The following is a 14,102-nucleotide window of genomic DNA, read 5'->3' as shown; positions in this document are numbered from 1 at the left end:
CTACAGGCTAAAATAAGGGGCTGAACTTCGCCCGATACTCACCCCGTCCGGCTGCCCAAGATGCGACTTCCCAATTGGCTGCACAAGCTGGCTTCGCCGCCCCATTTCTACCGGATCGCGGGGCGTATCGAGCCCTGGATGCTTTGGTCCGGCCTTGCGGCCATCGCGGTCGGAGCTTTCGGCGGCTTGCTTCTCGCGCCGCCGGACTACCAGCAGGGCGATGCCTACCGCATCATCTATTTCCACGTGCCGGCCGCCTACCTCGCGATGCAGCTCTATGCGCTGATGGCCATCGGCTCGGCGATCGGGCTGGTGTGGCGGATGAAGCTCGCCTACGCCATCTCGGCGGCCACGGCGCCGGTGGGCCTGGCATTTACCGGTCTGGCGCTGGCCACCGGCATGCTCTGGGGCAAGCCCATGTGGGGCGCTTACTGGAGCTGGGGCGACGCCCGGCTGACCTCGGTGCTGGTGATGTTCTTCCTCTACCTGGGCTACATGCTGCTGCACGCCTCGCTGGAAGAGCGTTCGACCGCCGACCGCGCGGCCGGCATTCTCGCGGTGGTGGGCGTTGTGAACCTGCCGATCATCAAGTTCTCGGTGGAATGGTGGAGCAGCCTGCACCAGGGGCCGACCATTTCTCGCCTGGCGGCGCCGGCGATCACCTGGGATATGCTTTGGCCCCTGCTGGTCATGATAGTGGGAGCGGTGCTGTTTTCCCTTGCGGTCACGCTGACCCGGGCACGGGCGGAAGTGCTGCTGCGCGAGCGCGGCGCCCGCTGGGTGCGCGACGTGGTGGCGGTGGGCGCATGAGCGATTTTCTGGCCATGGGCGGCTACGCTGCGTTCGTCTGGCCCTGTGTGGGGCTGTCGTTTGCGATCCTGGCGGGATTGCTGCTGACCGCCCGACGGCGCCTGCGCGGCGTGCACCGGCGTATCCGGCACCTGAACGTTGCGCCGGAAGAGGGCGCCTGGGAGCTGCGCGCATGACGCCGCGCCGGCGCCGGATGGTCGCGATGACCGGCGGGCTTGTCTGCCTGGTGGCGGCGACGGCGCTGGTGCTGACCGCCTTCGAGCAGAACATGCTGTATTTCTACACGCCCACGCAGATTGCCGCGGGCGAGGCGCCGGAAGGGCGGCGCCTGCGGGTCGGCGGGCTGGTCGAACAGGGCAGCGTGCGGCGCACGCCCGGTTCGCTGGAAGTGCGTTTCGACGTGACCGACCTGGATCGCACGATTACCGTGGCCTACGCCGGCGTCCTGCCGGACCTGTTCCGTGAGGGGCAGGGCGTCGTCGCCCACGGCTGGGTTAGCGCGGACGGGCTGTTCGAGGCCGACGAGGTCCTGGCCCGCCACGACGAGAACTACATGCCGCCGGAAGTCGCGGAAATGCTGGAAGAACGGGGCCACCCCCCGGATGCTTCCCTCCGCTGACGCCTCCAGGCACAAGAAGTAATGGTTCCTGAAATCGGCCAGATCAGCCTGGCGCTTGCTTTGTGTCTGGCGGTCGCGCTGGCGGTGTTCCCGCTGGCGGGGGCGCATACGGGCAACGTCCGCTGGATGGACGTGGCCCGGCCCTGCGCCCTGGGGATGCTCGCGTTTGTCGCGCTGGCGTTCGCCATGCTGGCGGTGAGCTTCTTCCGCCATGACTTCAGCGTCCAGTACGTGGCCCAGCACTCGAACCTGAAGCTGCCGGCCATGTACCGTTTCGCGGCCATCTGGGGCGCGCACGAAGGTTCGCTGGTTCTCTGGCAACTTATTCTGAGCAGTTGGACGGCGGCCGTGGCGCTGGCCAGCCGCACGCTCCCGCAGGTGCTCAGGGCTCGGGTCCTCGGCGTGCTGGGGCTGGTGAGCATCGGCTTTTTGCTGTTCATCCTGCTCACCTCCAACCCTTTCCTGCGGCTCTTTCCGGCGGCAGCGGACGGCGCCGACCTCAACCCGCTGCTGCAGGACCCGGCCATGGCGATTCACCCGCCATTGCTCTACATGGGCTACGTGGGGATGGCCGTGCCCTTCGCCTTCGCGATCGCGGCACTGCTGAGCGGGCGATTGGACCGGCGCTGGGCGCGCTGGACCCGCCCGTGGACCACCGCGGCCTGGATGTTCCTGACGGTGGGGATCGCACTGGGGAGCTGGTGGGCCTACTACGAGCTGGGCTGGGGCGGATGGTGGTTCTGGGACCCGGTGGAGAACGCCTCGTTCATGCCCTGGCTGGCGGGCACCGCGCTGATCCACACGCTGGCCGTCACGGAGCGCCGCGGGCTTTTCGGCAACACGACGCTGCTGCTGGCGATCGCCGCCTTCGGTTTGAGCCTGCTGGGCACGTTCCTGGTCCGCTCCGGCGTGCTCGTTTCGGTGCATGCCTTCGCCAGCGACCCGGCGCGCGGGCTGTTCATCCTGGTGTTCCTGGCGGTCGTGATGGGTGGCGCGCTGCTGCTGTACGCGCTCCGTAACGCGGCCACCAACCCCCAGACGGGATTCAAGCTGGTGTCGCGGGAGTCCGCGCTGCTGGTCAACACGGTGCTGCTGAGCGCCGCCACGGTGCTGGTGCTGTTCGGCACGCTCTACCCGCTGGCGCTGGACGCAATGGACATGGGCAAGATCTCGGTGGGCCCGCCGTATTTCAACCTGGTTTTCATCCTTCCCATGCTGCCGCTGCTGCTGGTCGTGGGCGCCGGCATGCACGCTTCCTGGAAGGCGACCGATACGGCTGCCTGGGGACGCAAGCTCAGGGTGCCTGCCGCGGTAGCTGTTCTCGCGGGAATCGTACTGACCGTCGCTGCATACGGCTTCGCGGGAGTCTTGACCGCCATCGGAATCCTGATCGCCGTATGGGTGATTGCCTCGGCTCTTCGCGATCCCGTGGCCTGGCTGCTCAGGCGCGGCCCGAAACCGAGTCGTTCGTCCTGGGGCATGCAGGTAGCGCACTGCGGACTGGGTGTAACCACGCTGGGCATCGTCGTGGTTTCCGCCTGGGGTGTGGAAACCGACCGCAGGCTGGCGCTCGGCGAAAGCCTTCAAGTGTCCGGATACGAATTCCAGCTCGATCGCATTGAGGACGTCCAGGGTCCGAATTACCGGGCCGCGCAGGGTGTTGTCAATGTTTCGCGCGACGGCCGGCCGGTGACCACGCTGTATCCGCAAAAGCGGGTGTACGAAGTGCAGCAGAGCCCGATGACCGAGGCCGGAATCGATGCCGGCTGGCGCCACGACCTGTTCGTCGCGCTGGGCGAACCGCTGGGGGAGGAAGCCTGGAGCGTGCGGGTGCAGGTCAAGCCGCTGGTGCGGTTCATCTGGCTGGGCGCGCTGATCATGGGCCTGGGCGGACTGCTGGCGATATCGGACCGCCGCTACCGGGTGGCTGCGCCGAAAGAGGATGAATCATGAGCGGCCGCCGGCGCATCCGCTGGATCCTGCTGCTGCCGTGTGCGGTGCTGTTGGTGATGGTGTATTTCTTTGGCGTCAGCCTGGGCCGCGATCCCAGCCTGGTGCCGTCGCCCCTTGTCGGCCGCCCGGCCCCCGAATTCGCGCTGCCGGAGCTTCTGGAGCCCAACGCCACGTTTTCCCTGCAGGACGTCGAGGAGGGGCCGTGGATGCTCAACGTCTGGGCAAGTTGGTGCTCGGGCTGCATCGTCGAGCACGAGTTCCTGATGGCGCTGGGCCGCGTCGGCGCGCCGCTCTACGGTCTCAACTGGAAGGACGGTCACGAGGACGCGATGGAGTGGCTGCAACTCAGGGGCAATCCCTACCGGGCCATCGCCGTCGATGCCGACGGGCGCGCCGGAATCGACTGGGGCGTCTACGGAGCCCCGGAGACCTTCCTGATCGACGCCGACGGCATCGTGCGGTACCGGCATGTGGGCCCGCTGGACGGCGCCGTATTCGCGGACGTGTTCCTGCCGGTCCTTGAGGGTCAATCGCAATGAAAAGCCTGGCTGCAGTTCTGCTGGTGCTGATGGCGGCAAGCGCGAGCGCCGTGGATACGGAGGCGCCGCTGCAGACCGCCGAACAGCAGAGCCTCTACCGCAAGCTGCTGGAGGAAGTGCGCTGCATGGTCTGCCAGAACCAGAACCTGGCCGATTCCGACGCGCCGCTGGCCAGGGACATGCGCCGCGAATTGCGCCGCATGGTCGAGGGCGGCGCAAGCGAATCCGATGTCAAGCAGTTCCTGCTCGATCGGTATGGCGACTTCGCCCTCTACCGCCCCCGGCTTGCGCCCAATACGCTGCTCCTCTGGATCGGGCCCGGCGTGATCGTGGTCCTGGCGCTGGGCGCCATTGCGCTGGTCATCCGGCGCCGCATGAAGATGCCGATACCCGAAGAGGACTAGGGCCCGGGCACAGGACATGGTAGCCGGCTTCGTCGTAATCTGCGTGGTCCTGGCCTTGGCGGCGCTGGCCTGCGTCGCGCCGCAGTTGTGGCGCGACCGCGGCAAGCCCGCAAGCACCGCGGCACTGACCGCCTCGTGCCTGCTGATTCCGGTCCTGGCCGCGCTGATCTACCTGCAGTCCAGCAACTACGAATGGGCCCATGCCGGCCTTGAAACGGGCGAGGACGGTACGCCTCCGAGAGTCGAGGAACTGATCGGTCCGCTGCGCGCAAGGCTGGAAGCGTCGCCGGACGATCCCAGGGGGTGGATGCTGCTGGGAGCTTCCTACACCCAGGTCGAGCGTTATTCCGACGCGGTGCAGGCCTTCGACCGGGTGCTGGATCTGACCGGGGGCCGGGACATGGACGCTCTGATGGGCAAGGCCGAGGCGCTGATCCTCGGCAATCCCCAGCGGCTGCTGGAGGACGCGGGACAAATGGTCGAACAGGTGCTGCTGGCGGACCCCGCCAATCCCAAGGGGCTCTGGTACGGCGGCCTGCGGGCCAGCGCAACCGGCCAGGACGTGATCGCCGTGCAGCGCTGGAGGGCGATGCTGGAAGGCCCGGTCACGCCCGAGGTGCGGGCGATCGTCGAAGGAGAACTGAATCGCCTGGGAGCGCGCGTTGAGTCCGGCGTAGCCGTCGCCGCGGAAGGCAACGTGGAGCTTCGCCTGACCCTGGGGCCGCCGGCCACCCCGCCGCCCGGCGCCGTCCTGTTTATCGTGGCGCGCATTCCCGGACAGGCCGGCCCGCCGCTGGCCGCAAAGCGCGTGGACGGCGCGCGCTTCCCGCTGGAAGTCCGGCTGAGCGACGCCGACGCGATGCTCCCCGGCGCGAAGATTTCCGACCAGCCGGAACTGGCGATTACCGCCCGGCTATCCGCCAGCGGACAGACCACGTCCGGCCCCGGCGACTACGAGGCCGAGACCGCCTGGCAGGCAGGGCAGGGCGCCCTGGAGCTCGAACTGCTCCATCAGCCCTAGCGAACGTGCATCCTGGGAGGGGAGGGGCGTCCCCGCCCTCATCCATTAGAGGCAACTTGAAAAACCAACGCCTCCGCCTGCTCGTCATCGGGGGTTACGGCACATTCGGCGGCCGGCTGGCCGAATTGCTTTGCCGGGAAAAGCGCATTTCTCTTGTAATCGCCGGCCGCTCAAAGTCCGCCGCGCTGTCTTTCTGTCATGCGCTTCCTCCGGGGGCCTCTCGTGAAGCACTGACAGTGGATCGTGATGGGGACGTGGCCCGGCGGATCGAGAAAGTCAATCCGGACATTGTTGTTGACGCGTCCGGACCGTTCCAGTCTTACGGGAAGGACCCCTATCGCGTGGTCAAGGCCGCGCTGGCCACGCGCACGCATTACCTGGATCTCGCCGACAGTCCCGATTTCCTCCGGGGCACTCGGCAATTTGATGCGACAGCCAAGGAGAAAGAATTGGTGGTCTTGTCCGGAGTCAGCAGTTTTCCCGTGCTTTCGGCCGCCATGGTTCGCGATCTCGCAACCGATTTCCGGTGCATTGATTCGATAACGGGCGGGATCGCGCCTTCTCCGTATGCCGGCGTCGGATACAACGTGATCCGTGCCATTGCGGGTTACGCGGGCACGGGAATCCCGGTGCGGCGGCGAGGAAGCGAGCAAACCGCCCGCGCCTTGCGGGAAACGAGAAGGTTCACGATTGCGCCGCCGGGCGAAATTCCGCTGTTTCCCCGCACGTTTTCGCTGGTCGACGTGCCGGACCTGCAGTTGCTGGCCGATGAATGGCCGGAGGTGAAGGATGTCTGGATGGGCGCCGCCCCGGAGCCCGCGATCCTGCACTGCCTGCTGCGATGGTTTGCCGGGCTGGTAAGGCTGGGACTGCTCCCTTCGCTGACGCCGCTCGCGCGGCTTATTCACTCGACGGCCAACAACGTACGCTGGGGCGAGCATCGAGGCGGCATGTTCGTGGAAGTGAGAGGCAGGGATGCGGAGGGAGCCGACATCAGCCGATCGGTGCACCTCCTGGCGGAAGGCCATCACGGCCTCTACATTCCGTCGATGGCGGTGGAGGCGATTGTCCGCAACTGGCTGGACGGACGGACGCCCGGGGCCGGCGCCCGGCCCGCGACCGCGGCGCTGGAATTATCCGACTACGGGCGCGTGTTCGCGGAACGGCCCATCTCCATCGGCATACGAAACGGCGCAGGAGCCGGCGAGCCATGCCTGCATGCGCGGATTTTGGGCACGGCCTGGCAATCGCTTCCCGCCGTTCTCAGGGCCGTGCATGGCGCCGGGCCGAAGCTGACGGTCAGCGGACAGTCGTCGATCACGCGGGGCAGGGGAGTGCTGGCGCGGATATTGGCCTGGATCATGCGGTTTCCCGCGGCCGGCGAGAACGTGCCCGTATCGGTGACTTTCGAGCGCCATGGGTATTTCGACAAGTGGACGCGCGACTTTGGAGGCCAGGTCTTCGCCAGCACGTTCAGTGCGGGATCCGGCCGCTTCGAGCACCTGCTGTGCGAGCGGTTCGGTCCTTTGACGTTCGCAATGGCCCTGGTTCCGGACGACGACCGCCTGAACCTGGTTATGCGGGGATGGAGTTTTCTCGGATTGCCGCTACCGCGCAGCTTGATGCCGAGCGGTGATTCTTACGAATACGCGAAGGACAATCGATTCTGTTTCGACGTGGAGATCCGCCTGCCGCTGGCGGGATTTGTCATCCGTTACCGGGGCTACCTCAGGTTTGCGCGGGCGCCACTCTCCGGGCGGGCAGGCGGAGATCGCGGACCAGGCGGAGCTGCTTCATCAGCAGCAGGCCCATCCAGGTGACGTCGATCTGCCACCAGCGCAGTCCGTGCCGCGCGGAATAGGCCCAGCGGTGGTGGTTGTTGTGCCAGCCTTCTCCGAGAGTCAGCAGGGCCACCAGGAAATTGTTACGGCTGCCGTCTCCGGCGGGGTTGGGCCGCGTTCCCCACAGGTGGCAGACCGAATTCACCATGAAGGTGGCGTGCCACAAGGCCACGGTGCTGATGAAGAAACCCCAGACCAGCATCTGCAGACCGCTCGTTCCCAGGGCCGGGTTCAGCCAGTTCAGCAGCGCGCCAAGGCCGAACAGGGCAGCGGCCTGGGCGAGGATCAGGAAAACGTAGCCTTTCTGTAGAATCCGGATTTCCGGGTAACGGTGAAGGTCCTTGATGTTGGCGTAGTTGCCCGAGAAGCACACCGCATCCCACATCCATCCGATATGCGCGTACCAGAAGCCACGCTGAACCGGCGAATGCACGTCGCCTTCACGCTCGGAATAGCGATGGTGGCGGCGATGGTGGGACGCCCACCACAGGGGACCGCCCTGGGTGGCGCAGCTGCCGAGGAAGGTCAGCAGGAAACGCACCGGGCGGGACGCGCTGTACGAGGAATGGGCGAGCAGGCGGTGAAAGCCCGCGGTCACGCCGAAGGCTCTCAGAAAGTAGAGCGCGGCCGCGACGATCACGGCGGTCCAGCTCACGCCCGTGTAGATGGCGCCGAAGCAGGCCAGGTGAAAGGCGATCATTCCTATGACTACGACCCGAGCCTTGTGTTGCGCCTTTCGCGTTGCGGTCTTCACCAATCGATCCCTCCCGGGCTCCTTGCTGCCTGCGCCTGAATCCGGCGCGCGCGAGTACTGCGAATTATAGCCGGATGGACGTTGAAGTAACCCGTCTCGGGACGGCCAACCCACTGCGCATCGCCGTCATCGGCGCAGGAATTTCCGGGCTTGCCGCGGCCAGAGAGTTGGACGGCGAACATGAGGTGACGCTGTTCGAGGCGCGGGAGAAGCCGGGCGGCCATACCCGCACCTTCGAATTCGAGCGCTTCGGGCAGGAATACCGGGCCGACCTGGGCTTCATGGTGTTCAACGAGGCCAATTACCCGCAGTTCACACGTCTGTTGCGGGAGCTGAACATAACCGCGCGGGACACCGAGATGAGCTTCAGCCTGCGCTGCGACCAGTCCGGCCTGGAATATCACGGCAGCACGATGAACAAGATCTTCGCGCAACGGCGTAACCTTCTTCGCCCCAGGCACTACCGGATGCTGCGGGACATACTTAAGTTCAATCGCGACGCCAACCGGGCGTTGGCGGAAAGGGAAGGGGAACTGGCCGAGACCAGCGTGGCGGAGTTCCTGGATCAGGGCGGTTACGGTCCGGAGCTGGTGAACGATTACCTGCTGCCGATGACGGGCGCCATCTGGTCGTGTTCCGTGCAATCGATCGAGCGTTATCCGAGCCTCTACCTGCTCCGTTTCATGGCCAACCACATGCTGCTGGGCGCCAAGGGGCACCGCCAATGGCGGATGATTCCCGGTGGCGCCGACCGGTATGTGGATGCCGTGCTGCGCGGTTTCGGCGGGCGCGTCAGGGCCGATTCGCCGGTGCGCTCGATTGAGTCCGCGGGCAGCGAGGTTCGCGTCGCAACGGATCGTGGCGTGGAGACATTCGACGCCGCGGTGCTGGCGGTGCACAGCGACCACGCGCTGCGCCTGATCAAGGACCCCAGCCCGCTCGAGCGGCAGGTGCTGAGCGCCATACCGTATCGGCGCAACGCAGCGGTCGTGCACACCGACCGCGCCGTTCTTCCCAAAAGGCGGCTGGCGTGGGCTTCCTGGAACTATTACCGGGCGCCCGCCAGCGGACGCGAGGCTTCCGTTACCTACAACCTCAATGTGCTCCAGCATCTCCAGTCGCCGGAGCCGATTTGCGTCACGCTCAATCCGCTGCGTCCTCTGCGCCGCGAGAAGGTCATTGCGGAACTCAGCTTCGCCCACCCGGTCTTCAGCGCGGAGGCCTTTGCCGCGCAGGGCAGGATCGATGAACTGAACCGATCGGGCAATCGCTTTTTCTGCGGCGCATGGGCAGGGTGGGGCTTTCATGAAGACGGACTGGTGAGCGGGCTAAAAGCGGCCGGCAGCGTGCGCGCATGGGCAGCCCGGCCGGAGATTCAGGCAAAATTCGCATATGCACAGCGCGATCTACGAGGGCTGGGTCAGGCATATCCGGCACAGGCCGGCTAGGCACGCGTTTCAATACCGCCTGTTCATGGCGTACATGGACCTGGACGAGCTTGACCAGGTCTTTTCCGGAAGGTGGCTTTGGTCCACGCGGCGACCGGCGCTTGCACGCTTCCAGCCGCGCGACCACCTGGATGGAAACTGCGACAATCTCGCCGAGGGGGTGCGGGCGCTGGTGCGCGAGCGGAGCGGCTTGCGTCTGGACGGACCGGTGCGGTTGCTGACGCATCTGCGGTATTTCGGCTACATCTTCAACCCGATCTCGGTCTATTACTGCTTCGACCGGGACAGCCCTACGCCGCGCTGTTACGTGCTGGAGGTGAGCAACACGCCCTGGAAGGAGCGCGTATGCTACGTGCTGCCCGCTGCTGAGGCCAAGTCTGGGGGTAGGGGGCAATTGTTTGATTTCAATAAGGAAATGCACGTATCTCCCTTTATACCAATGGACATGTCCTACCGCTGCTGGGCAGGCCCTCCCAGCGAGCGCCTGTCGCTGAGCATCGAGGTGCTCAAGGAGGAAGAGGCCACGCTTCAGACCAGCCTGGCGCTGACACGCCGACCGGTTTCGGGCGGCGTCCTGGCGCGCAGCCTGCTGCGCTATCCGTTGATGACCGCCAACGTCACGTTGCGCATCCATAGCAACGCCCTGCGCCTGTGGCTGAAGGGCGTCAAGCCGCTGGCGCATCCGGGATCGTGAACGCGCAGGAGAAGGTTGATCTGCCTGCCTCGATGTGGCGGCGGCCGGTGCAAAAGCGCCTGGCCGGGCTTGAGAACGGCCGGCTGGAAGTGCTGGAGGCAGGCCAAAGAGTTGTCCTGGGCGGGCAGGGGAGTTCGGGCGATCTTCCCCTGGCCACTATGGAAGTGCTGGACAGCGGCTGCTGGCGAGCGATCGCGACCGGTGGGGCACTGGGCGCGGCGGAGTCGTTCATGGACGGCCAGTGGCGCTCGCGGGATCTGGCCGGCCTGCTGAGGATGATGCTGCGCGAACAGGACGTTCTGGAGGGCCTGGGCGGCCCGTTGTCGGCGCTGGGCGGGGTTTCACACCGGATAGGGCACGCGCTGCGCCGCAATACCCGCTCAGGCTCCCGGCGCAACATTTCCGCGCATTACGACGTCGGGAACGACTTCTTTCAGTTGTTCCTCGATCCAACAATGCTGTATTCCTGTGCGTATTTTCGTTCGGAGGACGCCAGCCTGGAGGAAGCCTCGATCGCCAAACTGGACCGTTTGTGCGAAATGCTGCAACTGAAACCCGGCCTGCGCGTTCTGGAAATCGGCAGCGGCTGGGGCGCCTGCGCCATCCACATGGCGCGGAAATACGGCTGCAGGGTGGTGAGCATCACGATTTCCGAGCGGCAGCACGCGGAGGCCGTGCAGCGGGTCAAGGCGGAGGGTCTTGAAGATCGGGTGGAGATCCGGATGCAGGACTATCGGGACACCGGCGGGCAGTTCGACCGGTTGATATCCATTGAAATGATCGAAGCGGTGGGCGCCCAGTACCTGGACCTGTTCTTCAAGCGCTGCAGCGAGTTGCTGAAGCCGGACGGCCGGATGGTGCTCCAGGCCATAACGATTAAGGACCAGTCCTACCGGGCCGCGGTCAAACGGGTGGATTTCATCAAGCGCTACATCTTTCCGGGAGGCTTTCTGCCGTCAGTCGAGGCGATCATGGGCGCGGTGCGACGGCGGACGGACTTCCGACTGGTGCGCATGGAAGATATCGGCAGCCACTACGTGCGCACGTTGCGGCTGTGGGCGGAGGCGCTGCGCAGGAACTGGGGCGCGGCGAAGGAGCTTGGATACTCCAGCGAGTTCCTGCGCATGTACGAGTTCTACTTCCGGTACTGCGAGGCCGGGTTTGCGGAGCGCACGATAGGGGACGCGCAAGTTCTCTTTGCCAAACCGTTGGCGCGTTGATCCCGATAGATTGGGCATAATGTATATTATGTAAAGTAAGAGGTAAGTTATGGATTTTCACACTTTCGTCCTCTACGCGCACCTGGTGCTGTTCGTCTATTGGCTGGGACCGGACTGGGGCGTCTATGTCACGACCCACTACATCTGCAAGGCGGAACTCCCGATCGAGGAACGCCGGCGCTTCCTCACCGCCATGCTTTGGATTGACCTGGTGCCGCGGTCCTGCCTGATCCTCATGTTCCCGGTGGGTCTTACGCTGGCGGACAGTCTGGGCCTCAGTCCGATCACGGGAACCTGGCTCTGGCTGGTCTGGATCGTTTTTCTGGCCTGGCTGGTGCTCTCCTGGGCGGTTTACCTGAACAAGGGCCCCTCCGCCGGCAGCACCTTTCGCGTGATCGACAACCGCATCCGGTGGGTCGTCGCGCCCGTTCTCGTGCTGGCCGGCGCCGTGTCGCTGGTGATGGACGTCGGGTTCGGCAGCAACTGGCTGGGGCTGAAGGTGATGCTGTTCGGCGTGCTGGTGTACCTCGGCCTGTGGCTCAGGTCCTACGTTGCCGACATCGGGACCGGATTCCGGCGACTGGCCGCCGAAGGCTCGACGCCGGAGGTGGAGGCCATCTTCACCACGATGCTCGGGCGGTCGAAAAAGGTCGTATACCTGTTCTGGGGTACGTCGCTGGCGCTGGCCTATCTCGGCCTCGCCAAGCCGTTCTAGACGCTCGTCAGCGCGTTACGGACCCGCACCCGCTTGACCGCGCTGCGGGGGGACCGCGAGAAAGCCGCGAAGGCGGCTGTTTGCTATTCGGCGCCCTGGCCGAGGCTGGCGATGACCGTCGTGGGACCTGTGCTGGGCGCTGCGATGCCCATGACGTGCACTTCGGTGGTCACGATTTCGCCGATCTTGACCTGCTGCTCCCAGGCCACATGTGAATTCCCGTCGGCATCCGTCGCCAATACCGGGAAGCGTGACTGGCCTTCTTCAGGTGTTGGCAGCTCCCAGGGTGCCGTAAAGGTTTCGCCGTGGTCGTAGGACTCCGACATATACAGCCGGTACGGGCTCTTGCGCCCCTCGCGCGAATGCCAGACGACCCGCACTACCCCGCTCGGCGTCACGGTAATGACCGGCGCATCGCTGTACTTTGAGTCCGGGTGCAGGTGCATGGCTTCCTCGAAGTCGAGGGCGGCGTTCCGCGAGCGGCTGAACCAGATGCCCTGTTGTTCGGGGCCGGCGGAGAAGGATACGGAATACACGTAGTTCTCGTTTACGGCCATGTCGGTGGGCTTGAGCGGGCAGCCGCCGATATACCAGGGGTCGATCGGCAAGCGCGCCAGTTCGGGCCAGGTTTGCCCGTCGTCCGTGGAACGCAGCACGACGCTGTCGCGCGAACCGTCGTCGAAGACGTGCCGGTAGGACACCAGCACGGCCTCGTCGCCCACGAAGTCTGCTACCAGCTGACAGCAGGGACAGACCACGTCACGCGCGAATTCAATCTCGGTGCCGAATGTCGCCCCGCCGTCTTTCGATGACGCGGTGAACAGCGTCGCCCCCATGCTGGGATCGCCCATGTAACGGGTGTCGAGCCAGAACGTGTGAACGGTGCCGTCGGGCGCCACTCCCATGGTGCCGAAGGCATGCGCCGCGCCCAGCTCTTCGCCCAACAGCCCTCGCCCGTCCTTCTTGACGTGCGAATTCAGCATGACGGGTTCGGAGAACGTGGCGCCCTTGTCGAGCGAGCGCGTGTATTGCGAGGCGATGACGTCCAACCGCGTCTGACTGGACTGCGCGTTGCCCGGATAAAAAATGTGCACGGTGCCGTGATCGTCAATGTTGACCCGCGGCTTGCTGACCTGGAAGCCCCAGATCACGCCATGTTCATGGTTGACCATGGACGGCGCCTGAAAACTGGATCCGCCGTCGTCGGAACGGGCAATCCACAGGTCCACCGAGGAACGATGGCTGTGTTCGCCGTGCTTGCGCTTCGGAGGCGGCGCGGTCGGGTCGGGCCGGTCCAGAAACACGACGTACACTTCGCCGCTGCCGGATACCGCGACCTCGGGGCTGAATGCCGCCCTGTCCGGCAACCCCAACTCGTTCTGGTAGAGAATCTCGGCTTGTGTCCAGGCCGTGGACGGCAGGAACAGAAACGCGGCCAAGAGCGCCAATGCGCTAAGGTATGCTTTTTTCAACATACGGTGGACTCCGGTGAACCTTGTTCGATTAGCCCCAAATCATACACCCGTACGGTGGGCCGCCCTCGCGACGGCGGCAGCGATCCTGGCGCTGGCCTCCCCTGCCGCCTTGCCGGCCAACAATGCGGCGGATTCGGCGGAAAGCGATGATATGCAAGAGCTTGAGTGGGTTCGGGCCGACGATCTGCTGCCTCTGCTCGAAAGTCACCGGGGCAAGGTGGTGCTGGTCAATTTCTGGGCGACCTGGTGCGGCCCATGCATCCATGAGATTCCCGCGCTGATCAATTTGCGCGAGAAGCTGGATCCGTCCCGGTTCGCCCTCGTGGCGATATCGCTGGACGACCAGGCGGACGCGGCGTGGCTGGTGCCGGAATTCATCGAGACCCGGTTCCCCGAGTGGCACAGCTATCTGAACGGGGAATTCGAGGACTATCTGCTGGTGGAAGAACTGGATCCCTTCTGGCCGGGCGTCATGCCGGCGAACTACGTGATCGGCCCGGACGGTTCAATCGTCCGGACGCTTCTGGGCGGACACAGCGAGGAGCAGTTCGAGGAGGCCGTGCTGGCGGCCATGCCGGCCGATTAGGCCATGAACACCCTGGGTGGGAA

At 65.2% G+C, this 14,102-nt stretch carries 15 protein-coding genes; 13 read left to right on the top strand and 2 right to left on the bottom strand.

Features of this window, described 5'->3' with window-relative positions:
* Positions 1-60 precede the first annotated feature (60 nt).
* The 8 genes from F4036_02050 to F4036_02015 are packed head-to-tail and all read left to right on the top strand — an operon-like array spanning position 61 to position 7,166.
* Complete coding sequence (locus tag F4036_02050; GenBank protein ID MYK36525.1) at positions 61-810, top strand: heme ABC transporter permease; 750 nt, start codon at positions 61-63, stop codon at positions 808-810.
* Positions 807-986, top strand: a complete 180-nt coding sequence (ccmD, locus tag F4036_02045) for a heme exporter protein CcmD (protein MYK36524.1) — start codon at positions 807-809, stop codon at positions 984-986. The genes F4036_02050 and ccmD overlap by 4 nt, the downstream gene beginning before the upstream one ends.
* Entirely contained in the window at positions 983-1,429 is a 447-nt protein-coding gene (ccmE, locus tag F4036_02040) for a cytochrome c maturation protein CcmE (GenBank protein ID MYK36523.1), read from the top strand. The genes ccmD and ccmE overlap by 4 nt, the downstream gene beginning before the upstream one ends.
* Positions 1,430-1,450: 21 nt before the next feature.
* Positions 1,451-3,382 carry a heme lyase CcmF/NrfE family subunit gene (locus tag F4036_02035; GenBank protein ID MYK36522.1) on the top strand — a complete coding sequence of 644 codons (1,932 nt, stop codon included), beginning with the start codon at positions 1,451-1,453 and terminating at the stop codon, positions 3,380-3,382.
* Entirely contained in the window at positions 3,379-3,921 is a 543-nt protein-coding gene (locus F4036_02030; GenBank protein ID MYK36521.1) for a DsbE family thiol:disulfide interchange protein, read from the top strand. The genes F4036_02035 and F4036_02030 overlap by 4 nt, the downstream gene beginning before the upstream one ends.
* The gene (locus tag F4036_02025) at positions 3,918-4,325 is read left to right on the top strand and encodes a cytochrome c-type biogenesis protein CcmH (protein ID MYK36520.1); all 408 of its coding nucleotides are present in this window, start codon (positions 3,918-3,920) and stop codon (positions 4,323-4,325) included. Before F4036_02030 ends, F4036_02025 begins: the two co-directional genes overlap by 4 nt.
* A gap of 16 nt (positions 4,326-4,341) precedes the next feature.
* Positions 4,342-5,346, top strand: a complete 1,005-nt coding sequence (locus F4036_02020; GenBank protein MYK36519.1) for a hypothetical protein — start codon at positions 4,342-4,344, stop codon at positions 5,344-5,346.
* A 56-nt stretch (positions 5,347-5,402) separates the two neighbouring features.
* Positions 5,403-7,166, top strand: a complete 1,764-nt coding sequence (locus tag F4036_02015) for a DUF4166 domain-containing protein (GenBank protein MYK36518.1) — start codon at positions 5,403-5,405, stop codon at positions 7,164-7,166.
* Here the strand turns inward: F4036_02015 and F4036_02010 are convergent.
* Positions 7,075-7,941: an acyl-CoA desaturase gene (locus F4036_02010; protein MYK36517.1), complete on the bottom strand. Its 867-nt coding sequence runs from the start codon at positions 7,939-7,941 to the stop codon at positions 7,075-7,077. The genes F4036_02015 and F4036_02010 overlap by 92 nt on opposite strands.
* Before the next feature lie 74 nt (positions 7,942-8,015).
* On the opposite strand from F4036_02010, the gene F4036_02005 reads away from it, so the two are divergent.
* From F4036_02005 to F4036_01990, 4 genes are read left to right on the top strand one after another with little or no spacing between them, the layout of a single operon-like run.
* Complete coding sequence (locus tag F4036_02005; GenBank protein ID MYK36516.1) at positions 8,016-9,389, top strand: FAD-dependent oxidoreductase; 1,374 nt, start codon at positions 8,016-8,018, stop codon at positions 9,387-9,389.
* A complete protein-coding gene (locus tag F4036_02000; GenBank protein ID MYK36515.1) occupies positions 9,334-10,083 on the top strand; it encodes a DUF1365 domain-containing protein in 750 nt (249 codons plus the stop codon). Before F4036_02005 ends, F4036_02000 begins: the two co-directional genes overlap by 56 nt.
* Positions 10,084-10,115: 32 nt before the next feature.
* A complete protein-coding gene (locus F4036_01995; GenBank protein ID MYK36514.1) occupies positions 10,116-11,303 on the top strand; it encodes a class I SAM-dependent methyltransferase in 1,188 nt (395 codons plus the stop codon).
* A 49-nt stretch (positions 11,304-11,352) separates the two neighbouring features.
* A complete protein-coding gene (locus tag F4036_01990) occupies positions 11,353-12,018 on the top strand; it encodes a hypothetical protein (protein ID MYK36513.1) in 666 nt (221 codons plus the stop codon).
* Between the two features lie 83 nt (positions 12,019-12,101).
* Here F4036_01990 and F4036_01985 read toward each other — a convergent pair whose 3' ends face one another.
* Positions 12,102-13,493 carry an exo-alpha-sialidase gene (locus F4036_01985; protein MYK36512.1) on the bottom strand — a complete coding sequence of 464 codons (1,392 nt, stop codon included), beginning with the start codon at positions 13,491-13,493 and terminating at the stop codon, positions 12,102-12,104.
* 151 nt (positions 13,494-13,644) lie between these two features.
* Here F4036_01985 and F4036_01980 point away from each other — a divergent pair, with 151 nt between their 5' ends.
* Positions 13,645-14,079, top strand: coding sequence for a TlpA family protein disulfide reductase (locus F4036_01980; protein ID MYK36511.1), 435 nt, complete (start codon positions 13,645-13,647; stop codon positions 14,077-14,079).
* Positions 14,080-14,102: the final 23 nt, after the last annotated feature.

The organism is Gammaproteobacteria bacterium (assembly GCA_009845905.1).
Taxonomy (GTDB): Bacteria; Pseudomonadota; Gammaproteobacteria; order Steroidobacterales; family Foliamicaceae; genus Foliamicus.
The sequence above is the reverse complement of the archived record's forward strand: the minus strand, read 5'-3'. Positions and strand labels throughout refer to the sequence as shown.

Excerpts from the sequence above, each read along its gene's own strand:
- F4036_02050 (MYK36525.1), top strand. The coding sequence starts at position 61 with ATGCGACTTCCCAATTGGCTGCACAAGCTGGCTTCGCCGCCCCATTTC.
- ccmD (MYK36524.1), top strand. The coding sequence starts at position 807 with ATGAGCGATTTTCTGGCCATGGGCGGCTACGCTGCGTTCGTCTGGCCC.
- ccmE (MYK36523.1), top strand. The coding sequence starts at position 983 with ATGACGCCGCGCCGGCGCCGGATGGTCGCGATGACCGGCGGGCTTGTC.
- F4036_02035 (MYK36522.1), top strand. The coding sequence starts at position 1,451 with ATGGTTCCTGAAATCGGCCAGATCAGCCTGGCGCTTGCTTTGTGTCTG.
- F4036_02030 (MYK36521.1), top strand. The coding sequence starts at position 3,379 with ATGAGCGGCCGCCGGCGCATCCGCTGGATCCTGCTGCTGCCGTGTGCG.
- F4036_02025 (MYK36520.1), top strand. The coding sequence starts at position 3,918 with ATGAAAAGCCTGGCTGCAGTTCTGCTGGTGCTGATGGCGGCAAGCGCG.
- F4036_02020 (MYK36519.1), top strand. The coding sequence starts at position 4,342 with ATGGTAGCCGGCTTCGTCGTAATCTGCGTGGTCCTGGCCTTGGCGGCG.
- F4036_02005 (MYK36516.1), top strand. The coding sequence starts at position 8,016 with ATGGACGTTGAAGTAACCCGTCTCGGGACGGCCAACCCACTGCGCATC.
- F4036_02000 (MYK36515.1), top strand. The coding sequence starts at position 9,334 with ATGCACAGCGCGATCTACGAGGGCTGGGTCAGGCATATCCGGCACAGG.
- F4036_01995 (MYK36514.1), top strand. The coding sequence starts at position 10,116 with ATGTGGCGGCGGCCGGTGCAAAAGCGCCTGGCCGGGCTTGAGAACGGC.
- F4036_01990 (MYK36513.1), top strand. The coding sequence starts at position 11,353 with ATGGATTTTCACACTTTCGTCCTCTACGCGCACCTGGTGCTGTTCGTC.
- F4036_01985 (MYK36512.1), bottom strand. The coding sequence starts at position 13,493 with ATGTTGAAAAAAGCATACCTTAGCGCATTGGCGCTCTTGGCCGCGTTT.
- F4036_01980 (MYK36511.1), top strand. The coding sequence starts at position 13,645 with ATGCAAGAGCTTGAGTGGGTTCGGGCCGACGATCTGCTGCCTCTGCTC.